At 63.1% G+C, this 25,696-nt stretch carries 18 protein-coding genes; 8 read left to right on the plus strand and 10 right to left on the minus strand.

Annotated elements, in window-relative coordinates; translation table 11 throughout:
- Positions 1 to 38 precede the first annotated feature (38 nt).
- The 3 genes from ggt (at position 39) to GA829_RS03660 (ending at position 4,589) form a co-directional block, all read left to right on the plus strand.
- Positions 39 to 1,625, plus strand: a complete 1,587-nt coding sequence (ggt, locus tag GA829_RS03650) for a gamma-glutamyltransferase (protein ID WP_195177205.1) — start codon at positions 39 to 41, stop codon at positions 1,623 to 1,625.
- Between the two features lie 289 nt (positions 1,626 to 1,914).
- A complete protein-coding gene (locus GA829_RS03655; RefSeq protein WP_195177206.1) occupies positions 1,915 to 3,441 on the plus strand; it encodes an acyl--CoA ligase in 1,527 nt (508 codons plus the stop codon).
- A 158-nt stretch (positions 3,442 to 3,599) separates the two neighbouring features.
- Positions 3,600 to 4,589, plus strand: a complete 990-nt coding sequence (locus GA829_RS03660; protein ID WP_195177207.1) for a 2-dehydropantoate 2-reductase — start codon at positions 3,600 to 3,602, stop codon at positions 4,587 to 4,589.
- Positions 4,590 to 4,594: 5 nt separating this feature from the next.
- Here the strand turns inward: GA829_RS03660 and GA829_RS03665 are convergent, their stop codons facing one another.
- On the minus strand, positions 4,595 to 10,624 hold the full coding sequence (locus GA829_RS03665; RefSeq protein ID WP_195177208.1) for an ATP-binding protein: 6,030 nt from the start codon (positions 10,622 to 10,624) through the stop codon (positions 4,595 to 4,597).
- A gap of 466 nt (positions 10,625 to 11,090) precedes the next feature.
- Between GA829_RS03665 and GA829_RS03670 the strand changes: the two genes are divergently transcribed.
- Positions 11,091 to 11,741, plus strand: coding sequence for a LysE family translocator (locus GA829_RS03670; protein ID WP_195177209.1), 651 nt, complete (start codon positions 11,091 to 11,093; stop codon positions 11,739 to 11,741).
- Positions 11,742 to 11,777: 36 nt separating this feature from the next.
- On the opposite strand, the gene GA829_RS03675 is transcribed toward GA829_RS03670, so the two are convergent.
- From GA829_RS03675 to GA829_RS03710, 8 genes are all read right to left on the minus strand, one after another.
- The gene (locus GA829_RS03675; protein WP_195177210.1) at positions 11,778 to 13,544 is read right to left on the minus strand and encodes an ABC transporter ATP-binding protein; all 1,767 of its coding nucleotides are present in this window, start codon (positions 13,542 to 13,544) and stop codon (positions 11,778 to 11,780) included.
- Positions 13,545 to 13,833: 289 nt separating this feature from the next.
- Entirely contained in the window at positions 13,834 to 14,778 is a 945-nt protein-coding gene (locus GA829_RS03680; protein WP_195177211.1) for an acetamidase/formamidase family protein, read from the minus strand.
- Positions 14,768 to 16,399: an ABC transporter substrate-binding protein gene (locus GA829_RS03685; protein WP_195177212.1), complete on the minus strand. Its 1,632-nt coding sequence runs from the start codon at positions 16,397 to 16,399 to the stop codon at positions 14,768 to 14,770. The genes GA829_RS03680 and GA829_RS03685 overlap by 11 nt, the downstream gene beginning before the upstream one ends.
- Before the next feature lie 34 nt (positions 16,400 to 16,433).
- Positions 16,434 to 17,354 (minus strand): ABC transporter permease, encoded by a 921-nt coding sequence (locus tag GA829_RS03690; RefSeq protein WP_195177213.1) that lies wholly within the window; start codon positions 17,352 to 17,354, stop codon positions 16,434 to 16,436.
- Positions 17,351 to 18,217, minus strand: coding sequence for an ABC transporter permease (locus GA829_RS03695; RefSeq protein ID WP_195179511.1), 867 nt, complete (start codon positions 18,215 to 18,217; stop codon positions 17,351 to 17,353). Before GA829_RS03695 ends, GA829_RS03690 begins: the two co-directional genes overlap by 4 nt.
- Positions 18,218 to 18,236: 19 nt before the next feature.
- A complete protein-coding gene (locus tag GA829_RS03700) occupies positions 18,237 to 18,854 on the minus strand; it encodes an ANTAR domain-containing response regulator (RefSeq protein ID WP_195177214.1) in 618 nt (205 codons plus the stop codon).
- Positions 18,851 to 19,945 carry a transporter substrate-binding protein gene (locus GA829_RS03705; RefSeq protein WP_195177215.1) on the minus strand — a complete coding sequence of 365 codons (1,095 nt, stop codon included), beginning with the start codon at positions 19,943 to 19,945 and terminating at the stop codon, positions 18,851 to 18,853. Before GA829_RS03705 ends, GA829_RS03700 begins: the two co-directional genes overlap by 4 nt.
- 159 nt (positions 19,946 to 20,104) lie before the next feature.
- Positions 20,105 to 20,977 (minus strand): helix-turn-helix domain-containing protein, encoded by an 873-nt coding sequence (locus GA829_RS03710; protein WP_195177216.1) that lies wholly within the window; start codon positions 20,975 to 20,977, stop codon positions 20,105 to 20,107.
- Positions 20,978 to 21,072: 95 nt separating this feature from the next.
- Between GA829_RS03710 and GA829_RS03715 the strand changes: the two genes are divergently transcribed.
- Together GA829_RS03715 and GA829_RS03720 are read left to right on the plus strand one after the other, a co-directional pair.
- Complete coding sequence (locus tag GA829_RS03715; protein WP_195177217.1) at positions 21,073 to 22,617, plus strand: 4-hydroxyphenylacetate 3-hydroxylase N-terminal domain-containing protein; 1,545 nt, start codon at positions 21,073 to 21,075, stop codon at positions 22,615 to 22,617.
- 6 nt (positions 22,618 to 22,623) lie between these two features.
- On the plus strand, positions 22,624 to 23,133 hold the full coding sequence (locus GA829_RS03720) for a flavin reductase (protein ID WP_195177218.1): 510 nt from the start codon (positions 22,624 to 22,626) through the stop codon (positions 23,131 to 23,133).
- Between the two features lie 21 nt (positions 23,134 to 23,154).
- Here GA829_RS03720 and hpaR read toward each other — a convergent pair whose 3' ends face one another.
- Positions 23,155 to 23,550: a homoprotocatechuate degradation operon regulator HpaR gene (gene hpaR, locus GA829_RS03725; RefSeq protein WP_258052322.1), complete on the minus strand. Its 396-nt coding sequence runs from the start codon at positions 23,548 to 23,550 to the stop codon at positions 23,155 to 23,157.
- Positions 23,551 to 23,766: 216 nt separating this feature from the next.
- Here hpaR and GA829_RS03730 point away from each other — a divergent pair, with 216 nt between their 5' ends.
- Together GA829_RS03730 and hpaE are read left to right on the plus strand one after the other, a co-directional pair.
- Positions 23,767 to 24,153, plus strand: a complete 387-nt coding sequence (locus GA829_RS03730; RefSeq protein WP_195179512.1) for a 5-carboxymethyl-2-hydroxymuconate Delta-isomerase — start codon at positions 23,767 to 23,769, stop codon at positions 24,151 to 24,153.
- A gap of 11 nt (positions 24,154 to 24,164) precedes the next feature.
- Positions 24,165 to 25,682 (plus strand): 5-carboxymethyl-2-hydroxymuconate semialdehyde dehydrogenase, encoded by a 1,518-nt coding sequence (gene hpaE, locus GA829_RS03735; RefSeq protein ID WP_195177220.1) that lies wholly within the window; start codon positions 24,165 to 24,167, stop codon positions 25,680 to 25,682.
- Positions 25,683 to 25,696 lie beyond the last annotated feature (14 nt).

The following is a 25,696-nucleotide window of genomic DNA, read 5'->3' on the forward strand; positions in this document are numbered from 1 at the left end:
CCAATTCGCTTCAAGTGACATGGGATATCGAGACAACAATGCGTGATTTCCAGTTTCCCGGCCGCTCGCCGGTTCGTGCCACCGAGGCCATGGCCGCGACCTCGCACCCGCTTTCGACGCTGGCGGCCATCGAGATGCTGCGCGCCGGCGGCAATGCCATGGATGCGGCGGTCTGCGCGGCTGCCGTGCAAGGCGTGGTCGAGCCGCAATCGACCGGCATCGGCGGTGATTGCTTCGTGCTCTACAGCCCGGGCGGACGGGGCGAGGTGCTGGCCTTCAACGGCTCGGGCCGCGCGCCTGCCGCCGCGACCGTCGACTGGTACCTGGAGAAGGGTATTGGTGAACTGCCGAAACAGGGCCCGCACGCGGTGACCGTGCCGGGCGCCATCGACGCCTGGTGCCGGCTGCTGGAGGACCATGGCAGCAAGAGCATCGCCGAGGTGCTGGCGCCGGCCATCCACTATGCCGAGAACGGCTATGTCGTGCATGACCGTGTCGCCTTCGACTGGGCCGAGCCGGAGACGGACCTTTCCGCCGACGAACACGCTTCGCGCATCTTCCTGCCCGGCGGCAAGCCGCCGAAAGCCGGCGATGTGCACAAGCAGCCGCAACTCGCCGCCACCTTGCGGATCATCGCCAAACATGGCCGCGCCGGATTCTACGAAGGTGCGGTGGCCGACGACATCGTGCGCCGGCTCAGGGACTTGGGCGGGCTGCACACGCTGGAGGATTTCGCCGCGACCAAAGGCGACTACGTGGCGCCGGTCAGCGTCAGCTATGGCGGCCACGAGATCCACCAGATGCCGCCGAACAACCAGGGGCTGACGGCCCTGTTGATGCTGAACGTGCTGTCGGGCTTCAAGCTCGGCGGGCTCGACCCCAACGGCGCCGAGCGCCTGCATCTGGAGATCGAGGCCGGGCGGCTGGCCTACCGCGACCGCGACACCTATGTCGGCGACCAGGATCATGTGCCGGTGCCGGTGAGAGAGCTCCTGTCCAGCGCCTATGCCGACCGGCTGCGCACCGAGATCGACCGCGAGCGTGCCATGACGCATCTGCCGCGCGTCGACCTGCCGGGCAGCGACACGGTCTATATCTCGATCGTCGACCGCGACCGCAACGCGGTCTCCTTCATCAACTCGACCTACTATTCCTTCGGCAGCGGCGTCGTCGGACCGAAGACCGGCGTGGTGCTTCAGAACCGTGGCTCAAGCTTCCGCCTCGACGCCAGCCACCCAAACGCGATCGCGCCCGGCAAGCGGCCGATGCACACGATTATGCCCGGCATGGCAACGAACAACGGCCGCGTGGTGATGCCGTTTGGCGTCATGGGTGGCGGCTACCAGCCGTTCGGCCATGTCCATCTTTTGACCAACATGATCGATTTCGGCATGGACCCGCAGCAGGCGCTGGACGCCCCCCGGGTGTTCTACAATGACGGCATGGTGGAAGCCGAGCGCAACGTGCCCACCGAGGCGCTCGCCGGCCTGCGCCGGCGCGGCCACGCCATCACCGAGCCGCACCACCCGCTGGGCGGCGGCCAGGTGGTGCTGATCGACTGGGACAAGGGCACGCTGACCGGCGCGTCCGACCCGCGCAAGGATGGGATGGCACTGGGGTATTGAGGCGGTGCGGGAGTGGCAGGGCGGAATCGTCGAGAGATTGCTTCGCCAGGTGTCAGCGCCGCCCCTCATTGCCCTGCCGGGCATTTCTCCCCGTATAGTGACGGGGAGAAAGGGGCTGACCGCGATGTCGGCGCGCCTGTTCTGCAACGCTGGCGATTGGCGAAGCCACCTATCGCAGCGTCCCTCTCCCCGTCACTATACGGGGAGAGGATGCCGGCAGGCAGGTGAGGGGCGGCGCCAACGTCACCTGAACTTTCACAAGCAAGTAGTTTGAACCCGGACGGCGATCATGACCAACGCAGAAAACCATCCAGACCTCTCCCGCCGCCTCGTCGCCGGTGCTGACGACGCTCCCGCCATCCTGGCGCCCGATCGACCCACACTGACCCACGGCGGCCTGCGCGAACTCATCACCGCCACCGCCAACCAGCTGCACGCGCTCGGCATTGGCCGCAACGACCGGGTGGCGATCGTGCTGCCGAACGGGCCGGAGATGGCGACGGCCTTTGTCGCGGTGGTGGCCACGGCCTCGACCGCGCCGCTCAACCCTGCCTACCGGGCAGACGAGCTTGACTTTTACCTCACCGACATCGGCGCCAAGGCAATCCTCGTCGGCGCCGACGAGGCCGGCCCGGCGGTTGTAGTGGCCGAGCGGCTCGGCATCGGTGTGCTGCGCCTCATCGTGCCGGCTGGCGCGCCGGCTGGAACCTTCACCATCGAAGGCAAGCCCGTCGGCCCTCGGGCGGCGCCTGAGATGGCTGAGGACAGCGACATCGCGCTTTTGCTGCACACATCCGGCACCACGTCGCGGCCCAAGCTGGTGCCGCTCAGCCACGCCAATGTCGCGGCATCCGCCGGCCATATCGGCGCCACGCTTGGCCTCGGCGCCCATGACCGCTGCCTCAACATCATGCCGCTGTTCCACATCCACGGGCTGATCGCGGCGGTGCTGTCGTCGCTGGCATCGGGCGGCAGTATCTACTGCACGCCGGGCTTCAACGCGCTTCGCTTCTTCCAGTGGCTGGGCGACGCCAAGCCGAGCTGGTACACGGCGGTGCCCACCATGCACCAGGCGATCCTGCCGCGCGCGGCGCGCAATGAAGAGGTGCTGGCAGCGGCCGCGCTGCGCTTCATCCGCTCATCCTCGGCCTCGCTACCGGCGCAAGTGATGGCCGAACTGGAAAAAACCTTCGGCTGCCCGGTCATCGAATCCTACGGGATGACCGAGGCCGCGCATCAGATGGCCTCGAACCGGCTGCCGCCCGGCCAGCGCAAGCCGGGCAGCGTCGGCGCATCGGCCGGGCCCGAAGTGGCGGTGATGGCGCCGGAGGGAAAATTGCTCGACGCCGGCGAGACCGGCGAGATCGTCATTCGCGGGCCCAATGTCACATCGGGCTACGAGAAGAACCCGGACGCCAACGTGACGGCCTTCGCGCATGGCTGGTTCCACACCGGAGACCAGGGCGTGCTCGACGCGGATGGCTATCTCAGGGTCACCGGGCGGCTGAAGGAGATCATCAACCGAGGCGGCGAAAAGATCTCGCCGCTCGAGGTCGACGACGTGCTGATGGACCATCCGGCGGTGGCGCAGGTGGTGACCTTCGCCATGCCGCATGACAAGCTCGGCGAGGAGGTAGCGGCGGCCGTGGTGCTGCGCGAAGGCATGGCTGCCAGCGAGAGCGACATCCGCACTTATGCCGCGACGCGGCTCGCCGACTTCAAGGTGCCGCGCAAGGTGCTGATCCTGGACGAGATCCCCAAGGGCGCGACCGGCAAGCTGCAGCGCATCGGGCTCGCCGCCAAGCTCGGACTTTAGACCGGTTCAGCTTCGCTGATCCGCTCTAAGTATCTGTTTTTACGCAACTCCGGACGGAAAACCGCAATGCACTTTTCCTGGAATTGCTCTAATGCATGTCGCTTGGAAGTTCCTTGGTTGCGAGATAACGACATGCCTGAAATCAAAGGCCTACTCCCATGAAGATCACCATTTTCGGCGCAGGCGCCATCGGCGGCTACCTCGCCGCCAAACTGGCGCTGGCCGGCCGCACCGAGCTCTCGATCGTCGCGCGCGGCGCCCACCTGGAAGCGATCCAGACGGCCGGCCTGCGCCTGGTCGAGCACGGGCAGGAAACCGTCGCGCCCGTGCGCGCCGCAGCCAAGGCCGAGGAACTTGGCGCGCAGGACTTTGTCGTGCTGGCGCTGAAGGCGCATTCGGTGGCGCCGGCGCTCGACCAGATCGCGCCGCTGCTCGGGCCGGACACAGCTGTTGTCACCATGCAGAACGGCGTGCCCTGGTGGTATTTTTTCAAGAACGGCGGCGCGCTTGAAGGCACAAGGCTCCAAGCGGTGGACCCCGGTGGCACGATCTGGGACCGGCTCGGCCCACAGCGCGTCATCGGCTCGGTGGTCTACCCCGCCGTCGAGGTCGACGCGCCCGGCCTGATCCACCATGTCGAGGGCAGGCGCTTCTCGCTTGGCGAGCCCTCCGGCGAACGCAGCGCCCGCGTCACCGAACTGGCGCAGGAGATGGTCAAGGCCGGGCTGCAGGCGCCGGTGCGCGACGACATCCGTGCGGAGATCTGGATAAAACTCTGGGGCAACCTCTCGTTCAACCCGATCTCGGTGCTGACCGGCAGCACGCTGGCCGCGATCGTCGCCGACGAAGCCACCCGCACACTTGCCCGCACGATGATGCTGGAAGCGCAAGCGATCGGCGAAAGCCTCGGCATACGCTTCCCCATAGACGTCGACCGCCGCATCAAGGGCGCCGGCGATGTCGGCGAACACAAAACCTCGATGCTGCAAGACCTGGAACGTGGGAGACCGATGGAGATCGATGCGCTGGTGGGCGCGGTGCAGGAGCTTGGGCGACTGACGGGGACGCCAACGCCGGCGGTGGATGCGGTGCTGGGGTTGGTGAGGCGGCTGGGGGTTGAGCGGGGGTGTTATTCGGTGAGGGATTGACCTCTCTAACGCAGCTTCCAATGCAGTCGCTTTGCCTGCGTGCTCTCGGCTCGGTCCTCCTCGGTAGCATGACGCCAGCGCAAAACATGAGCTGTCTCGGAAATGAGTGGTTGAATAGCAGTCCAAGCCGATCGGCTGGCGATGACCAGGTGCCCCTCACCTCTGCCGGATCCATCAATATCCCTTTGATAGAGCCCGCCGTCGCGCCACCAAAGCGTCCTCACAGCCACAGCGCCAAGCTCGTCTAAATAGCTAAATGGGTTTTTCGTCTCGACCCGCAGGCCTACCTGTTGAGCAATCCATGGGCAGAGAGCTATGGAGCCATCAGAGAATGTGCCAGCGCGATCAGGCACAATAACAGCGATGCCCAACTTCGACGGCTCGCCGTACAATGGAATTACAAATGGTCCTGACACGATACCTCGTGGCAATTCCGAAATCGTGTCCTCAAACTCAGTTTCACTAAAGGTTTCGTCCGTTCGAACAAACAGGTGTTCCTCGGTAAGCGTACGTCTGAGTGAGGACATCGTAAAAGCACCAACGGCGGCGATGACGATCCCATCTGAAAACTCGGGCCACAATGGTTGAGCCGGGCTGTCACCTACCCATTCCGCAAGGTCTTTTGGCCAAATCGTTTTTGAAAGATTCGGCGTTGGGATCGTCGCGGGTCTGGAGACAGGCGGCCGCGACGGAAAATTGAGATTTGGTCCGCCGCACCTGTCGAGAAAGGCGGCCAGTTCCTTCATCCGAAAAGAACCGGCGCGGACAAGCTCAGCTCCGACCTCTCGCGCGGCCCTGAACGCAGCAACAATCGGCAGGCGACGGTACATAAGCCGTAGCTCAAGCCGAGTGAGTTGACTATGTTGTGCGTCAACTGGCTCGGGTCCAAAAAGAGAGCGGCCTCCATCGCGACGCATCTTGTCAGCGGCCCTGAGCCGAAGGAGAGGTATTGAAAAATCGGTCGCTTTGCTGAGTGACTTGAGCGCCATCTCAAGCGGCCAAGTCCAACTATATGGATCCTCCGTCCATAGACCCGGTGCTGTCGAGGAAAAGCCCGCTGGTGGCTCGAATGAATGTGCCGCTTCCGTCTCGGGGATTTCAAGGCTGTAAAAGGCCGGCAAGGAACGCGCGGAAGGCGCGACATCGATTTCCAGCTCCGCCGCACAGGCAATTCCGTAGCGCATGACGGCCAAATCATCGCTTTCGATCCAAGCATGCAGATCGGCCCGGATCAGTGCTTCTATTGCTGGTGCTCTCCGTGTCTCCCAGGCGATACGAACTCCTTCGAGTGCCAGGTCGCCACCCTTATTCCAGAGGCGATTTATCAGGGAAACGACGATGGTCCCACCGTTCGCTAGAGCGCAAAGATCGATTGCTGCGTAACGAACCTGCCGCGAAAAGTCATTTGTCATAAGGTCGATGGCAGCAGTCAGGATGAAGGCGATCAAATCCTCTTCGCTGACCGACGCATCCGGCTGATTCACAAGTTCCAAGCCGATACGATAGTCTCGGAATTCCTTCTGGTGATCGGCAAGGATGTCCCAAAAGCTTGGCCAGTTGGCATCGGAAGCAACAACTTCAAAGACATCGGCAAGGTCAGGAATTAGTGAATTTGACCATTCCCGGCCCCGGCTTAGATCGTACGTGAAGGCATCGAAAGCACGCTCGCGGGCTGGGTCGCCTTCCAATTCCACCATCAGCTTGTAAAAACGGAGCTTGGTACCGCTCTGCCAAGACCCCCAGGACCCGTCCTTCTCGGCAAGCGCTTGTAGCGCAACGGCATAGCCGCGAGCATCGTCGGTCTCGCCAGCCCTTGCCGCCGAGCGCGCTGCTACCAGTAGCGCCCGGTCACTCTTTCTGATTTCCGGATAAGAGAGAATTCCCTTGATGCCAGCATAAGACGCACCGCCCTCAAAAACTGTCTCCAGCGCTTGCCCCGCGTAGTAACCATCGATCTTGGCCTCTTGCCCTAAGACGCGTTTGAAATCCTCCACGGTCGCAACATGTTTGAACGCATTGCGGATAGTCGAGTCGTTCTCTGCCTCTTTCACATCGTGTGGCAAAGGGCGCCAACGATCGAGAATTTCAGGTCGGAAGATCAGGCCATGGCTTTGCGCAAGCTCCGACATCTGCTCCAAGAAGGGAACGCGTAGTGGAGCGCTGGCATCCACTTCAATCCGCGTGACAGAGGCATCGAGTGTGTCCTGCCGAGCAAGACGCGGGGCAGCGTCAAAAATCTCGACGTAGATGTCTCGATCAAACTCCTTGAGCACTGGGAGAACTAAATGGTTGAAGATCACTGCGACAAGCGGCGCCAAGTCGCAGCGCTTTTTCAAAATGCCTCGAAGCACTGCAGTTACCAAGGTCGACCAATTTGATACGTTGGCCTCGTCAAGCGCGTGGAAAACAGCACTCGCCAACTGTGGCGAGGCGGCCGCCGCCTCCTGCATGATAGGTGCCGCCATCCTGCCGGCTGCGCCTCTGCCCTCGGTTTTCGACATGCCGTCGAGAAGTCGGGTGTAGAAACGCACGCGCGCTTCGCAACATTCGGGGTCGGCACGATTCGCTTTCTCGAAGATGCCCCTCCACATCTCGTACTGAGCGTCCTTCTTGGGCGGCCGCGCGATGCCAAGCGAGTTGTCGTGCATTTGCGCTATTGTGAAGCGCGCATTCGTTACGTCGCCAATGCGCGCTTGCGCGACAGCATGCTCGCACATCTCCGACGCGTAGTCGTGGGGCGATGAATGATCTTCGATCGAGGGTAAAGTAGGTAGGCGGTCCGACGCTCGCTGGGTGTTCGGTTCCAGATTGTATGCGGCCACGGCGAAGGCGCGACGGAATTTGGGAAACCGAAGCCGGCCAGGGTTATTGTCGAGCAGGGAGTCGATATTGACTATCGTGTGTTTAAGGGCTTCAGCCCCATGTGCAGCAGCCACGCGGAGAACAAGCTCGGGAATGATGGCTAGAGTTTTGTCGAGTTCCCATCTTTCGTGATCGAAATGATCGCGTTGGCCGTCCCCGTGCCCAACAACAAGCAGAAGCTCTTGCAGGGAGCGCCAGACGATCTCCGGCGGTTTGATATGTCCTGCTCTGCCCTTTCCTAAAAGGCCTCCCGCAGCTTCGAGCTTCCTTTGGTATGGGGCCAGTAGCGGCGAATCTGGGTATCGCCGCAAGCCAATACCTGGACCGAGCCGCGCTTCGATGGCCGCATAGTTGAATACATCTATGGTAGCTTCGACGATTCCGTCAACGGAATCGATACGATGGTTCAACAGCGTCGGTGGTACCATCTGACTGAAAAAAAGACGCCCAAGCTCGATCTCATTTACAGCCAATGCCAGGCGCGCCGCCCGGCTGCAGATGGCGTTGCTTAAGCCTTCGGTTGCGGAAGACGCTTCTATCAGGCGCTTTCGAATAAGGCGGAGGTCGTCCCAAGCATGAGCCGTTTCGGCCGACCGAAGTTGCAACACCGGAAGTTTAATGGCCTGTATTTCAAGGGAATCGCAAAGGGCCTGGAGATCCATATCCGGCGCTGCGTCTATCTTGGAACAGGCGGCCAGCAGGAGCATTTCTTGCTTGAACTCTGCAAGGGCCCCTGCGTCGCCGCGCCGGAAACTATTTTCCGACATTTGAATGCGCGCCAAAGCGCCAAGAAGATGGCGTGGTTCCCGGAAAATAAGTATCCGGCTTGCCCAATCGAAGAGGTCATCATCACCGCGCGCCAGCGAGATGCCCTCGGTGCCCAGAAGCTTTTCGATGGGTTCCGAATCTTCAAAAAGCTTTCGGGCGTCCTCAGGCCGGTTCGCCTCCAGGAGCGCATCGATCACCTTGTAAGGAGCATCAATCGGAATGCTGAAATAGTCGGATTCCAGAAGTGACATTGCCTTATCGAGATCGCCGGTTGCGATGTAAGCGTCGATTAGTCCTCCCACAGTAATAGTGTCAGCCCGCATCTCGATTTCGTGGCGGCAAAGGATGAGCGTGAAGACCGCACCAACGTCATGAAGTCGCTGAGCCGCGGAAAGAGCGAAGCGAATGTCCGCCTGAATCTCACCGGGGTTCCTGCCTTCAACAAATTGCTGACGGAACCACCCCGGCGCGGCCAGGGCCAAAACCGCGACGTCGACTTCGGCACGTGCTAGGTAGCGAAGCTCCATCCAGCGCTGTGCATCATCTACGCTCGCATTGGTTGCCATTTGAGCAAGGTCGCGATAGCGGCGCTTGAGCTCGGCTTCGTCTTTCTGCCCGAAGCGGAGGTTGGTTTTCTCCAAGAGATAAAGTCGGAAGCTGTTGTGAAACAGCGACCAACGCCCTGCCTTGTCCTTTCGCAGCAGATGAAGGGCAGCGCGTGCTGTCAGGTCGGTCGCCGCGCGGCCAACAAGTAGATCAAGCTGCGTCGGATCAAGTGAGCCCTCAATAAGAGCCAAATATGACATGGCTCGTTGCGCGTTTGGTTCAACTTCGATCTCACGCCAGGCGCGATCATAAAACAATTCCGCATTTCCGCCGAAGGTCGGTCCGTCAAACAACCAGTTTCTACGGTCATCCTTGTTTGGAACGGGCAGAAGAGCCTCAATCAGATAACGTACGGACAGCGGGTGGCCTTCGGAGCGCTCCCAAAGGATGTCGTAATCGACATCTGGCGATAGACGGCTCGCGTGGGCGATACGGTGTACCGCTTCACGCGACAACGGGGCGATCTCAATTCGCCTTCCGACAGCATCGGCCTGGTCCCGAACGCTCGGCGGGATGCCCTTTAGGTCCAATTTTTGTGTACCAAGAAGAAAGAGCACGCCGTCGGGGACGGCGTGTGGCAAAGGCAGGACGCTCAACAAGGAGTGTTCGGGTAGTTCTTCGCGTGGGATGTGATCGAGACCGTCAACGATGACGACAGTTTGGATGTCCGAGTTCTTGAAGCGGTCGCCGGCCTCGCGCAGAGTCGTTTCGAACTGCGCCCGCAACTCAGGCAATTGCTCACCCGTAACGAGAGAATGTCCTAAGCCCTGGCGCTTCAGTTGCGAAATGATGTCTTGGAGAAAGTCGGTTGCTTCAGCGCGACCCAGCCCATGCCCCTCGTTAGGCACGAACGCGAGATACCTGACGAATAAGGTATTCGGCACTGGCACCATGCTGGCTTGAAGCAGGGTCGACTTTCCGCTGCCGGGCGATCCGATCAGGCTTACATAGCCACGCCCTGCAGCCTGCAGAGCGTTATAGATATCAGCCTCAGTCTTGGGATTCGATTGTGCGAGAGCATCAACCGGGAAGACATGCTCGTGGCGCAAGCCAAATGGGTCGCGCCAGCCAAGCTCGCGGAACAATTCGGAGGTTTTCCAGCGACGTTTCGAGCCAGCCTCAGCGATCAATCTTGGCAGAAGCGCAAATAAGGCCTTCTGGCGACTTGTGTCCTGAGTAGTGGCTGGATCTAGACCGAGGAGACGCGCGCTTCCACCTGTGATCAGCGCGAGGCCGCGCCAGAGCTGTGAAAATTCTCCCTCGCTAAGACCGCTCGCCTCGTAAAGCTCTGTCAAGAATGGCGCAAAGGGTGATGCTCGCCATTGCTTGAGGGTCCAAATATCGCGATAGCGTTCATTCGCTCGCTGAAAAGCGGCGGACGAGACGCGTTCTTGTCCAGTGCCGTTGAGATTATCTGTTGTGTCGAGAAAGTGGTCGGTGGCAAAACGGAGCTCCACACGCGAAGCCGAGTGCTCGGCACGTAGTTTCTTCCAGGACGAGACTATCGAGGGCCACAGTTCCTCAGCCCCGAAAAATAGCGTTCGCAGTCGGAAGGTGTCGGGGCTCTTGGCGCTTTTGACTTGATAGCCGACTACGGAGTCCTCATAACCAAGCAGGAGATCATCGAAGACGCCGGCCTTGGGATCGGCAAGGCCAACCCAGCGCAACGTGCCTGCTGCAAGGGCCTTGTAGATCAAGCGGGCGGCGAGCTCGTATTGCGGGACGTACCCCCGCATAGCGCGGCGCTCGCCTTCTCCTGGCGGAATGGTCGCTTTGCCCTTCGCGCGCGAACCAGTCATTGCAAGGGCCTTCTACTGCGCTCGGCACTTGGCTGCGTTCGGACCACTGTATTCTCCGCACCGAAATTGGACCGGGCCAAGTGTGAGATGGATGGAATCTGCTTTGATAAATGAACCAATCGGTATCGAAATGAATTTTTGCGGGCCATCCACATATACACACTCGATTCGACATTTCTACTTTAAGGTAAAAAAGTGTCACTACTGGTCATAGCGGCAGGTTGCTACTTTGCGGCGGATAGCTAACGCACAACATGGCTTCAACAGCGAGGTTTGACGTGCGAGATGAAGTGGCCGCCGAAGCCGCGCTGAGCTGCTTCGGGATATCAGGTGCACGCGTCTGCAACGACACATCGAGCGCCTAGACTCTCGCCGACGCAGCCAATCCCACCCGCCTGCCACTTGACAGAGTCGCCTCCTAACTTCCCTACTGGCACCCTTCGCGATTGCCATTGGAGTCCACCGCATGGAGTTCGTCATTCCCGGAACCGCCAATCTCGGGCTGTTCGTCGTCGCGGCTGTTGCCTTGTTGCTGGTTCCCGGGCTGGCGGTTCTGTTCATTGTCGCGCGCTCGGTCGAGCAGGGGCGGCTTGCCGGCTTTGTTTCGGATCTCGGCATCCATTCGGCAACGCTGGTGCATGTGCTGGCCGCCGCGCTCGGCCTGTCGGCGGTGCTGGCCTCGTCGGCGATCGCCTTCAGCATCGTCAAATATGTTGGCGCGGCCTATTTGATCTGGATTGGCCTGCGGAAAATCTTCGGCGGTAGCAAGGGCGGGGACGCGGAGGCGACGCCGGCGCGGCACAGTTACCGGCGGCTCTACCGTGACGGCTTCCTCGTCAACCTTCTCAACCCGAAGACGGCGCTGTTCTTCCTCGCCTTCCTGCCGCAGTTCGTCGATGTGAGCCGTGGCCACGTGGCGACGCAGATCGTCTTTCTCGGGCTGGTCTTCACCGGCCTCGGCTTCATCAGCGACGGCTGCTACGCGCTGGTCGCGAGTGCTGCCGGCAAGTGGCTGAAGCAGAGCCGCACCTACCTGAACTTCGAACGCTATGTCAGCGGCGTCATCTTCATCGGCCTCGGGCTGACGGCTGCCTTCGCAGGCAACCACCGGAAGTAGCCGCACAGGACAGGCAGCCAGGGGTGCGCGGGCGGATTAGCCCGCCACCAGATGCCCGCCCCCGACATCGCTCAGCACCAGCCTTTGCGGGCTCTCGCCCAGCTTGCGCGTCGCGCTGGGGATTTCCTGGTCGAGCCTGGCGAACCGTGTCCGGCGCCTGGCCGGATCCGGCACCGGCACGGCTTCGATCAGGCGCTTGGTGTAGGGGTGGCGCGGGTTGGAAAAAACCTGGTCGCGGGTGCCCATTTCGACGATCTGGCCGAGATACATGACGGCGACGCGGTCGGAGATGTTTTCGACCACCGCCATGTCGTGCGAGATGAAGAGGTAGGCGACGCCGAATTCGCGCTGCAGCTCCTTCAGCAGGTCGAGCACACGCGCCTGCACCGAGACATCGAGCGCCGAGACGCTTTCGTCGGCGATGATCAGCTTGGGCCTGAGCGCCAGGGCGCGCGCGATGCAGACGCGCTGGCGTTGGCCGCCGGAGAATTCGTGCGGGTAGAGCTCCATCTGGGCCGATGACAGGCCGACGCGCTCGAACAGGGCAGCGACGCGAGCGTGGCGCTCCTCCTTCGAGGCGATGCCGTGGATGACGAGCGGCTCGGCGACGAGGTCGCCGACGCGCATGCGCGGGTCGAGCGAGGCGTAGGGGTCCTGAAAGATCATCTGCACGTCGCGGCGCACCGCCTTGCGCTCGGTGCCGCCGAGGCCGGAGAGATTACGGCCGCCAATGGCGATGTCGCCGCTGTAGGGCACCAGCCCGGCCAGCGCCTTGGCGGTGGTGGACTTGCCGCAGCCGGATTCGCCGACCAGCGCCAGCGTCTCGTTGGGCGCGATGGAGAAGCTGACGCCTTCGACGGCGTGGACGCGGCGGTTGACCCGGCCGAAGAAGCCGCCATGCAGGTCGAAGCGGACATGGAGGTCTTTCACCACGGCGACAGCGTTCGGGTGGGCGGCCTGCCCGGATTTCGTCTCCCTGGTGTCCTGGCGGCCGACGCCGGCGCCAATGCGCGGCACCGCCGCCAGCAATTCCTTCGTGTACTCGGCCCGCGGGCGGGCGAAAATGTCGGCTGTCGTGCCTTCCTCGACCATGCTTCCATGCCGCATGATGATGACTCGGTCGGCCATTTCAGCGACAACGCCCATGTCGTGGGTGATAAGGATGACGCTGGTGCCGTGCTTCTGCTGCAGGTCTCGCAGCAGTTCCAGCACCTCGCCCTGCACGGTGACGTCGAGCGCCGTGGTCGGCTCGTCGGCGATCAGCACGTCGGGCTCCAGCGCCAGCGCCATGGCGATCATCACCCGCTGGCGCATGCCGCCGGAGAGTTCGTGCGGAAACTGCTTTAGCCGGCTTTCGGCTTCCGAAATGCGCACCGCCTTCAGCGCCTCGATGGCACGCTGGCGGGCGTCAGCCGGTGACAGGCTGGTATGCGCCTCGATGGATTCGGTGAGCTGGCGGCCGATCGACAGCACCGGGTTGAGCGAGGTCATCGGCTCCTGGAAGATCATGGCGATGCGATCGCCGCGAATGCGGCGCATGCGGCGCTCGTCGAGCGTCGTCAGCTCGGTGTCGCCCAGCTTGATGGTGCCTGCGGAAATGCGCGCGGCCGGCTGCGGCAGCAGCTGCATGATGGCAAGCGCCGTCATCGACTTGCCGGAGCCGGATTCGCCGGCGATGCACAGCGTCTCGCCACGCTTGAGCGTCAGCGAAAGGTTGGACACGACCTCGCGAGGGCCATCCTCGCCGCGCACGGAGACGGAGAGGTTGGCGATGGTGAGGATGGGTTCGCTGGTGGGGGTCATTGCAGGGGCAGGGTTCTGAGAGGTCTATTCCGGCGCGCCCCCCTCTGTCCTGCCGGACCCTGCCCTTCGCTGTCGCTTCGGGCGTTCGTCGTTCGGAAAGCCAAGCAATTGGCTTCCCATCCGCTACGCGGACCACTCCTCACCCCCCGCAAGGGGGGAGATTGGATGTCGCGACGGCTTTCGCCATTTTTCAACGTTGAAGAATGGTCGTGGCGGCGAAACTGCCGATCTCCCCCCTTGCGGGGGAGATGTCCGGCAGGACAGAGGGGGGCGTGACGGAGAGCCAACCTCATTCAAACACGCAGCGCGGGAAGTAGAACGACACCACCCAGTTCGGCATGTCGACGATCTCGCTGATCCTGAGATCGCCGCAGACCGAGGCCAGCATGTAGGCTTCGACAGGGTCTATCTTGTAGCGGCCGGCGATGAGGTCGACCATCTGGGCGACGGCCTCTTTCGCGCCGCTCATCAGGTCGGGGCCGATGCCGGTGGTCACTTCGTAGCCCTTGGCGTCGAGGTGGCGGGTCACCGGGCCCGGCGTGGTGAAGCGCGGCGTCTTCAGCCTGGCGTCCTTGACCAGGTCGAGCTTCAACACGACGTCCATCGGGCTTTCGATTGCCGTGCCGCAGACCTCGCCGTCGCCTTGCGCGGCATGCGTGTCGCCGACGGAGAACAGCGCGCCCGCCACTTCCACCGGCAGGTAGAGCGTGGTGCCGGCGGCAAGGTCGCGGATGTCGAGATTGCCGCCGACGGGGCGCGGCGGCACCACCGAGTGGTGGCCCATTTCAGCCGGCGCATTGCCGATGGTGCCGGCGAAGGGCTTCAGCGGCACGCGGGCATTTTTGCCGAACAGCGCCGGCTCCAGCGAAGCTGCGTCATACTTCCAGATGTTCAGCGCCGGCTCTTTGAAATCGTCGGCAAGCAGGCCAAAACCGGGAATGTTCGCCGTCCAGCCGAAGCCGGACGGTTTGAACATCTCGATCGTCACCTTCAGCGCGTCGCCGGGCTCGGCACCGTCAACGAAGATCGGCCCGGTCGTAGGGTTGATCTGGGCGAAGTCGAGCTTGGCGATATCGGCGACGGTGCTGGCGGGCGTCAGCTGGCCGCCGGACGAATCCAGGCACTGGAACTCGATGGTCGAGCCGGGCGCCACCGTCTGCGCCGGGACAAAGGAATTGTCCCAGCCGAAATGGTGATGGCGCCCGTGGATGGTGTAGTCGCAGTTATTGCACATCTTTTACATACACATTGTCGTAGTTGATGGGGATATGGACCGGGTCGACATAGAGGTTGTCGGCGCCGCCCATGCGGGCCGATTTCATGGTGAAGCGCTGCTCGTTGAAGACCGGCGCCCAGGGCGCGTCTTCCATCACCTTGCCGTAGATGGCGCTCCACATCTTGTCGCGTTCGACCGCCTTGGCCGGATCGACCACCGAGTCGGCTTCCGCTGCCTTGGCGTCGAGGTCCTTGTTGCAGTACCACGACCAGTTCCAGCCGCCGGGCACCGCACCGGCGCAGCCGAGGATCGGGCCGTAGAAGTTCGACGGATCGGGGAAGTCGGCGATCCAGGCCATGCCGCCCGACCAGATCATCGGCGCGCCGGCCTTGTCGCCACCGGCGGCAATGACGTTGGCCTGGGCCAGCGACTGGATGCTGGCCTTGATGCCGATTGCCGCCAAGTCCTGCTGGATTGCCTGCGCGATACGCGGGTTGGGATCGGTATTCATGGCGAACAGCTGCGTTTCGAAACCATCGGGATGGCCAGCCTCGGCAAGCAGTGCCTTGGCCTTGGCGACGTCATAGGGATAGCCCTTGTATTCCTTGTCGTAGCCCGGCATCGACGGCGGCAGCGGCTGGTTGGCCGGCACCGCGCGGTTGTTGATGATCTGGACGACGCGCGCCTTGTTGATGGCCATGTTGACGGCCTGGCGCACCTTCACATTGTCGAACGGCGCCATGGTGGTGTTCATGGTGACATAGCCGGTGTGCAACTGGCCGCCTTCGACCACCAGCGCCTTCTGCGCGGGATCCGCCATCACTTCCTGGAATTTAGCCGGCGGAATGCCGTCGCCGGGCACGTCGATCTCGCCCTTCTGCAGGCGCAGCAGCGCCACGATCGGCTCCTGGCCGATCTCGAAGGTGATCTTGTCGAGATGCGGCAGGCCCTTGTGCCAATAGTCGGCGTTGCGCTCGAAGACGATGCGCTGGCCGAGCGTCCACTCCGCCAGCTTGAAGGCGCCGGTGCCGACCGGATGCTTGCCGAAATCGACGCCGTATTTCTCGACCTCTTCCTTCGGCACGACATGCGAGAAGTTGATGGCCATGACATGCAGGAACGTGGCGTCGGGGCGGGTCAGCTCGAACTTGACCGTGTAGGGGTCGACGACGGTGATGCCGGAGAGGCTTTCGGCCTTGCCGGCCGCGACTTCGTCATAGCCCTTGATCGAACCGAAGAAGCCGGCGCCAGGGCTCTGCGTCTTCGGGTTGGTGACGCGGTCCAGCGAGTATTTCACGTCGTCGGCGGTCATCTCGCGGCCGTTGTGGAATTTCACGCCATGGCGCAGCTTGAAGGTGAAGGTCTTGCCGTCGGGCGAGATGTCGTAGCTCTCGGCGAGGTCGGGCTTGAGGTTGGTGGTGCCCGGCTCATAGTCCATCAGGCCGTCGAACAGGCTCTTGATCATCGACCAGTTCTGCCAGTCATAGCCTATCGCCGGATCGAGCGTCGCGACATCATCCTTGTAGGTGATGGTGATGGCGCCGCCCTGCTTGATGGTGTCCTCGGCGCGGGCGCTGGTCATGCCGAGCATCAGCGCCAGCGCCGATGCCGCCACGGTGGAAGCGAGAAACTTTTTCATTTTTATGTTCCCTTTCTCTGTTCGTTTTCTGGTTTCATCTGAGCTTGATGCGGGGATCGATGAACGGCGCGATGATGTCGGCGAGCAGGTTGCCGAGCACGATGGCGAAGGCCGACACCAAGGTGACGCCCATGATGATCGGGATGTCGACGCGCTGGATGGCCTGCCAGGCGAGCTGGCCGATGCCGGGCCAGCCGAACACGCTTTCGACCACGACAATGCCGCCCATGAAGATGCCGATGTCGATGCCGATCATGGCAACGATCGGCAGGATGGCGTTGGGCAAGGCGTGGCGGAAGATGATGGAGCCGCGCGCCAGGCCCTTGGCGCGGGCGGTGCGGACGTAATCCTGGCGCAGCACGTCGATCATCGACGAGCGCATCATGCGCGCGTACCAGCCGGCGCCAAGGATGCCCATGGTGAGTGACGGCAGCACGAGATGGTGCCAGGTGCCGTAGCCGCCAATCGGAAACCAGCTGAGCCGGACCGCGAAGACATAGAGCAGCAGAAGGCCGACGACGAATTGCGGCGCCGAGACGCCGACGAAGGAAGCGACCATCAGCGTCTGGTCGGTGGCGGTGCCGCGCTTGACGGCGGCGATCAGCCCCATGCTGAGCCCGATCGCCAGCTCGCAGAAAATGGCGCCGACCATCAACAGCAGGCTCGCCGGCAGGCGCGAGACGATGAGCTCGGTGACCTCGGAGCGCTGGATGTAGGAACGGCCGAGATCGCCGCTGACCAGTTTTGTCAGGTAGTGCCAGTACTGGACGACAAAAGGTTGGTCGAGGCCGAGTTGCTGGCGAATGTTTTCCACCGTCTGCGGCGTGGCGCTGCGGCCGGCGATCTGGCGCACCGGGTCGGCGGGCAAGAGATACAGCAGCGCGAAAGTGATCAGCGAGACGCCGAGCAGGATGAGAGCCGACTGGATGAGGCGGCGGCCGAGATAGGCGATCATGCGCGGCCCCTTTGCGTCGGGTCGAGAATGTCGCGCAGCGCGTCGCCGATCAGGTTGAAGGCCAGCGCCAGCGCCAGGATCGCCGCACCGGGGAAGAACACCAGCCAGGGTGCTGCCTGGAAATAGGTCTGGTTCTCGAAAATGATGTTGCCCCAGGATGCGGTCGGCGGCTGCACGCCGATGCCGAGGAAGGAGAGCGTCGCTTCGAGCAGCACCGTGGTCGAGATGCCGAGCGTGCCCCAGACGATGATGGTCGGCAGGAGATGCGGCAGGATGTGGCGAAACAGGATGCGCGGCGCGCTCGCGCCAATGGTGCGCTCGGCGTCGATGAATTCGCGTTCGGCCAGCGAAGAGGTCTCGGTGTAGATGACGCGCGCCGTCTGCACCCAGTTGACCAGAGCAATGACCATGGCAACGATCCACAGGCTGGGCTGGAACACCGCCGCCAGGCAGATGGCCAGCAGCAGCGCGGGAAATGCCATCATCAGGTCGGTGAAGCGCATCAGGGCGCTGCCTATCCAGCCGCGGAAATAGCCGGCGGTGACGCCGACCAGCGTGCCGATGAAGAGCGCCACGCCGTTGGCGACGATGCCGATGATCAGCGAGGTGCGCGCGCCGTAGAGAATGCGGGTCAGGAGATCGCGGCCAAGCAGGTCGGTGCCGAGCCAGAATTTCGCGCTCGGCGGCAAGGGCGAACCCTCGATGGTCAGGCCGTCGAACATCTGCTCATAGGGATCGTAGCCGGTCAGCCAGGGCGCCAGGATGGCGCCGCCAACGACGATGGCGACGATGACCAGGCCAAGCAGCGCCAGCCGGCGCTTGATCAGCCGGCGCCAGACGCCGGCGCGCGGCTTGGCCGGCATGCGCCCGGCGACGCTGAGATCAGGCGCGATGGGACTGGTCATCGCCGCTCTCTTCCTCGGTCTTGGCTTCCTCGGTCATCGCGACGATCCGGCGCGCGGCCTCCTCGACGCTGATCTGCCAGCTCATCGCCAGCGAACGCAGCTGCGCATAGGCGCGGTCGTCGTCGCTGCCTTTCGACAGCGCCGACACCGCGCGCACGATGGTCTGGCGCTCGGCGACGCGGTGGCGCAGGGAGGCAATCTCGCTCGCCTGATGCTTGCGCGCCTCGAAACTCTGCCGCGCGATCAACAGCGCGCTGTAGACACCAGCGGTACCGACCGGCTTCAGCAGCTGCGCATCGGCCTTGTGCGACAGCGCCCATTCGATGCGGCCGGGCGCCTCGGAACCGATCAGCGCCACCAGCGGCATCGGCGCCTCGCCCGCCTTCCAGGGGAATTGCTCGTCGAAGCCGAGATCGGCGTCGAAAAAGACGAAATCGGCGGCCAGCGCCTCCGGCGGCAGTTCCGGCCAGCAATCCACCGTGATCAGGCCGATGGCCGACAATTGCCTGGTGATCGCCTGCACCGTCGGGTGCGGGCGATGCAGGATAAAGGCCCTGGCGCCACCAAGATTGGGGATGCGCGGGGTTCTGGTCACGACACTACCCGCAGGCGCGGCCGGCCAAATGTCCGGGCGGGATCGTAGCGCGACAGATAGGGGTCCGGCGCGACCTCGTCCTCGCGGCTGACAACCTCGAAGAAGCCGTCGGCGATCCGCCCGATGATGACCGGCAGCGTCGCGTGCTGGGTGCGGGCGTCGATGGCGATCGGCCCGAGCCGGGTGGAGAAGCGCCGTTCTGCGAAGGTCTTGGAAAATTCCGCTGGGCCGGCATCGGGATCGCGGGACAGCACATCGGCCATGACCTGCACGGAGGCATAGGCGGAGGCCTCGAAGGACGAGGCAAACGCCGCCGGCCTCGGTGCGAAATAGGGCCCGACCGAGAGATGCCCATTGCCCGACGCGCCAATCGCCGGCAGCTCGCCTTCGGTCAGGTTGCACGAGATGACGGGGCAGGATTCAGGGCTGAAGGCCGAATCCTCAGCGGCCAGATCGCGGTACGCGGCGAGGAAGGCGTAGGACGAGGTGCCTATCAGGTTGTTGAGGACAAAGCTTGGGCGCGTGGCCCTGATTTCGGCGATCAGCCGCGACACGTCGGTCTCGCCGATGCGCAGATAGCGCTCGCCCAGGACGTTGCCGCCGGCGTCGGCGATCAGGTCGCGCGCCACGCGGTTCATCTCCCAGCCCCAGATGTAGTTCGAGCCGAGCAGGAAGCCGTTGGCGCCGAAGCGCGGCACGACATGCGCCATCAGCGGCACCAGATGCTGGTTGGGGCAGGCGTGCATGTAGACGACATGCTCGTTGGCCTCGAAGCCTTCATACGGGCAGGCATACCAGAGCATGCCGCCGGCCTTCTCCAGGACGGGGATCGTCTCCTTGCGGCTCCAGGAGGTGACGCAGCCGACCACATGGCGGGCGCTGCTGGTCTTGAAAATATCCTCGCACAGCGTGGCGTAGCGATCGGCGTTGCTTTGCGGGTCGCGTTCCACCGGCACCAGTTCGATGCCGGAGCCGCGATCGGCGTTGATGTCGGCGATGGCGCGCATCGCGCCCATGCGGCACGCGTCGGAGACAAGCTGGTAGCTGCCCGAGCGCGAATAGAGGATGCCGATTTCGATGCGCCGTTTCAAACAGGTCCCCAAAATGACAATGCCCCGCAGCCACGCCGACAGGGCGAGGCATACGAGGCATTCTTGCCGCCCGGCGATCAAGGCCGGTATTTTCCAGAATTCGCCTGTTAGCCTATTCGGAACCTCCGGTCAGTCAAGCGGGAAAGTGTTGCGCCGGCATCAGCCCCGCCGCAATTGCTTGCGCCGCCATGCCGCCGGCGCCTCGCCGGCCCTAGCCCGGAAGAAGCGCGAGAAGTAGGCCGGGTCATCGAAGCCGATCTCGTAGGCGATGTCCTCGACGGTGCGCACGGTAAACAGCAGAAGCCGCCGCGCCTCAAGCAGCCGGCGCTCGCTGACGATCCGCTTGACGCCGGCGCCCAGCACCTCGCGAGCCGCCTTGTCAAGAAGATGCGGCGTGCTGCCCAATGCCTCGACATAGCGGTCGACCGGCCAGTTCTCGCGGAAATGCGCATCGACAAGGCGGCGCAGCTGCTGTGCCAGCGAGGCGCTCGCGGACGAGGATGCAAGCGCTGTCGCCTCGGGGCTGAGGCGCGCGATGTAGGACAGCGCAACGGCGATCAGCGCCGGCAGCGTCCTGTCATTGCCGGCCTGCGCCTCGGCATATTCGGCGCCGATCATGTCCAGCACGGCGGCCAGCCGTGCCCATGCGGCATGCTGGGGGTGACCGTCGACAAAGACCGGCCTGTCCAGCGGCAACAGGCTGTGACCGGCGATGGCGGCCAAGGCGTCATCCGCGATCGAGACCACGATGGCGTCCGTATCCGGCCCGATCGAGAAACCATGCACGACATTGCTCGGCACGAAGCTGACCGCCGGCGCCGAAAAGTCCCAGGACCGATCCTCGACACGGTAGGTGCCGGAGCCGCTGGTCCAATATGTGATCTGACCCATCTGCGGGTGCTTGTGCGCAGCGACCTGACCACGATGAATGTTGCTGCGCGCTTGCACTGTCTCGACATGCAGGAAGCCGACATCGAGCGGCTTGACCGGCTCGCCGTAGACGAAGAAATCAGGAATGGCTTTCTGGGTCATGGCGCCGGAAAAAGTCCAATCGGTTTTGCCATTCCGTCCATAACCGATCGCTGGCGCCGGCGCTAGGGTGTGCATCATCCAAGAGGAGGATCATCATGCGGTCAGAAGACTTTCGCGCCGACAAGGCGCGTCCATTTACCGGGGCCGAATACTTGGAGAGCCTGCGCGACGGCCGCGAGGTCTACATCAATGGCGAACGCATCGCCGATGTCACCACGCACCCGTCAATGCGCAACTCGGCGCGTTCGCTGGCACGGCTCTACGACGCGCTGCATGACCCGAAACGACAGCAGGCGCTGACCTCGCCGACCGACACCGGCTCAGGCGGCTACACCCACAAATACTTCCGCGTCGCCAAATCCTCCGCCGAACTCGCCACCCAGCAGACGGCGATCGCCGAGTGGTCCCGCATGTCCTATGGCTGGATGGGCCGCACGCCCGACTACAAGGCCGCGCTGATGAACACGCTCGGCGCCAATGCCGACTGGTACGGCCCGTTCAAGGACAACGCGCTGTCCTGGCACAAGCGGGCGCAGGAATCCGTCCTGTTCATGAACCATGCCATCGTCAACCCGCCGATCGACCGTCACAAGCCGGCGGAACAGGTGAAGGATGTTTTCGTCCACATCACCAAGGAAACCGACGCCGGCATCTATGTCTCCGGCGCCAAGGTGGTGGCAACGTCGTCGGCGCTCACCCACTACAATTTCTTGGCGCAAAGCTCGGCGACGGTGACCGAAGACCCTTCGCTATCGGTGATGTTCATCGTGCCGATGAACGCGCCGGGCATAAAGATGTTCTGCCGCGTCTCCTACGAGCAGACGGCCAACACGGTTGCCGCGCCTTTCGACTACCCCCTGTCGTCGCGTTTCGATGAAAACGACGCGATCCTGGTGCTCGACAATGTCTTCATCCCCTGGGAGGACGTGCTGGTGCTGCGCGATGCGCAGAAGATCCTTTCCTTTCATCCGGCGTCCGGCTTCATGCACGGCTATTGCTTCCAGGGCTGCACGCGTTTTGCCGTCAAGCTGGATTTCCTTGCCGGCCTGCTGGCCAAGGCGCTCCGCGCCACCGGCGGCGATGCCTTCCGCGGCAACCAGGCGGCGCTGGGCGAGGTCATTGCGCTCAGGCACATGTTCTGGAGTTTCTCCAACGCCATGGCCTACAACCCGATCCCGTGGGCCAATGGCGCGGTTCTGCCCAACCTGGAAGCCGCGCTCGCCTACCGCACCTTCATGTCAGAGGCCTATCCGCGCGTCATCGACACGGTGCGCCGGGTCATCGCGTCCGGGCTGATCTACTTGCCGTCGTCGGTGCGCGACTTCAACAATCCCGAGATCGACAAATACCTCGCCCAGTATGTGCGTGGCTCCGACGACATGGGCCATGTCGAGCGCATCAAGATCATGAAGCTGCTCTGGGATGCGACCGGCACTGAATTCGGCGGCCGCCACGCGCTCTACGAGCTCAACTATGCCGGTGCGCCGGAGGAGGTGCGGCTGCAGGTGCTGAAAGGCGCCGAACGCGGCGGACGGCTGAAGGCGATGGAAGAACTGGTCGACACCTGCATGGCCGATTATGACGAGAACGGCTGGACGGGAGATACCTGGCTCAACCCGCTCGCTTCAACAGCGGGGTGACGTCCGATGGCCATCCAGATTTCGAAGGCCGATTTTCGCGACGCCATGGCCAGGGTCTGCGCGCCGGTGAACATCGTTACAACAGACGGGCCTGCGGGACGCGGCGGCTTTACCGCCACCGCCATGTGCAGCGTCTCCGACGAGCCGCCGACGCTGCTGGTGTGCATGAACGTGCGGTCGGCGCAGGCCGCGATGTTCCTGTCCAACCGGCGCTTCTGCGTCAACGTGCTGACGCATGACCATATGCACCTCGCCGGAAAATTTGCCGGCGCGACCCGCGACATGGAGGCCCGCTACTCCTCGGCGCGGTGGCAGACCCTGACCTCCGGCACCCCTGCTTTGTCGGACGCCATCGTCAATTTCGACTGCGAGATCGAGGATGTGCATGTTGTCGGCACGCATAATGTGATGATCGGCCGCGTCATCGATGTGCGGCATGGCAGCGGCGGCTCGGCGCTGCTCTATGTCGACCGCAATTATACGCAGCCGACGCGGCTTGGGAGTTTTGGCGGCTGAGAGACCATCGTTGCGGCGGCGTCAGCTTTCGCCAGCGATCAGGCTCTCAAGCAGGTCGAGCAGTTGTTCCAGCCTCTCGTGGCCGTAGCGCTGCTCGATGTCGCGATAGATGACGAGGCGCTCGGGTGACAGCGCGTCGATCAGGGTGGAACCCGCCGGCGCGATGGTGAGGATGACACGGCGGCCATCGCCCTCCGCCTTGTTGCGGGTGATGAATTTGCGGCCTTCAAGCGCCTTGATGATGCGCGTCAGGCTGGGCGGCAGCACCGATGCGCGGTCGGCAAGTTCGGTCGCCTCGACCGAGCCCGCTTCGCTCAGCACGCGCAACACGCGCCATTGCTGTTCGGTCACATCATGCGCGGCCAGCATTGGACGAAAGCGCGCCATCACCGCTTCGCGGGCATGCAGAAGCGCCATCGGCAACGAGCGGCGGGTGTTTTCGGGCAGCAAGTGAAATTCTCCAGCACCGGCATGCGATCGCAGCAGGCTTTACCCCAGCAGCGCTGGCCCCTCAAAGCCCATCACATCATCCCGTATCGTCGCCTCAAGCCCGATGCAAGACTTGACTTCGCGGATGCCTCATGTAATTAACGCGTTAACTACAACAATGCAATGAATGGGGACCGAAACGCCGTGCCGCATTTCTCGATCGAGTATTCGGCCAATCTCGATGCCAAGGTCGACATCAAGGCTTTGTGCGCCCTGGTGTTGCGCACGGTGCTCGACACCGGGCTGTTCGAGACCGGCGCCGTGCGGGTGCGGGCCTTCCGCGCCGAGGCCTACGCGATTGCCGACAATTTGCCGGAAAATGCCTTTCTCGACATGTCGTTCCGGATCGGAACCGGCCGCAGCGCCGAGGACAAGAAGCGGACCGGCGATGCCGTCTTCGCGGCGGTCGGAGACTATCTCGCCACACTGTTCGAAACCCCGCATTTCGCCCTGTCGCTTGAGATCAGGGAAATCGATCCGGTGCTGAGCTGGAAGAAAAACGCAATCCACCCGCGGCTGCGCGGCAAGTGACGGAAACAGCCATGTCCGACCTGGAAAACAATCTCAAGAAGGCCGAAGCCTACCTCGCCCGCTTCAAGAGCGACGGCGTGTTGAACCAGATTGGCGGCGAGGCTGTGCCGGCGCTGGATGGGGCGACTTTCGAGACGCTGTCGCCCGTCGACCTCAAGCCGCTGGCCAAGGTGGCGCGCGGCGGCGCCGCCGACATCGATCGCGCCGCAAAGGCTGCGAAGGCCGCATTCCCGGCCTGGGCCGCCATGCCGGGCGAGGCGCGCAAGAAGCTGCTGCACAAGATTGCCAACGCGATCGAGGCGCGCGCCGAGGAGATCGCCTTCGTCGAATGCATGGACACCGGCCAGGCACTGAAGTTCATGGCCAAGGCGGCGCTGCGCGGCGCCGAGAATTTCCGCTTCTTCGCCGACCGCGCGCCGGAAGCGCGCGACGGCGAGACGCTGCGGGCCACTGGCCAGGTCAACATGACCACGCGGGTGCCGATCGGCCCGGTCGGCATCATCACGCCATGGAATACGCCGTTCATGCTGTCCACCTGGAAAATCGCGCCGGCATTAGCCGCCGGTTGCACGGTCGTTCATAAGCCGGCTGAATTTTCGCCGCTCAGCGCACGCCTGCTGGTCGAGATCGCCGAGGAGGCTGGGCTGCCGAAAGGCGTTTGGAACCTGGTCAACGGCTTCGGCGAGGATGCCGGCAAGGCACTGACCGAGCATCCCGATATCAAGGCGATTGGCTTCGTCGGCGAGAGCCGCACCGGTTCGATGATCATGAAACAGGGCGCCGATACGCTCAAGCGCGTGCATTTCGAACTGGGCGGCAAGAACCCGGTGATCGTCTTCGCCGACGCCGACCTGGAGCGTGCCGCCGACGCCGCGGTCTTCATGATCTATTCGCTGAACGGCGAACGCTGCACGTCCTCGTCGCGGCTTCTGGTCGAAGCCTCGGTCTATGACAGCTTCACCGCCAAGGTCGCCGAAAGGGCCAAGCGCATTGCCGTCGGCCATCCGCTCGATCCCAAGACGGTGGTCGGACCGCTGATCCATCCCGTGCATGAGAAGAAGGTGCTGGAATATATCGAGATCGGCCGCAAGGAAGGCGCCACGGTCGCTGCCGGCGGGGCGAAGTTCGAGGGTCCGGGCGGCGGCTGCTATGTCTCGCCGACACTCTTCACCGGGGCGACGAACACGATGCGGATCGCACAGGAAGAGATTTTCGGGCCGGTGCTGAGCGCCATACCGTTCAACGACGAGGCCGATGCGCTGGCCCTGGCCAACGACACGCAATATGGCCTGACCGGCTATCTCTGGACCTCCGACGTCACCCGCGCCTTCCGCTTCACCGATGCGCTGGATGCCGGCATGATCTGGGTCAATTCGGAGAATGTCCGCCATTTGCCGACACCTTTCGGCGGCGTCAAGAATTCCGGCATCGGCCGTGACGGCGGCGACCATTCGTTCGATTTCTACATGGAGACGAAGAACATCGCCTTCGCCACTGCCGCGCATGCGATCCAGAAACTCGGCGGCTGACCGGAGGAAACCAG

This window comes from Mesorhizobium sp. INR15 (genome assembly GCF_015500075.1).
Lineage (GTDB): Bacteria > Pseudomonadota > Alphaproteobacteria > Rhizobiales > Rhizobiaceae > Mesorhizobium.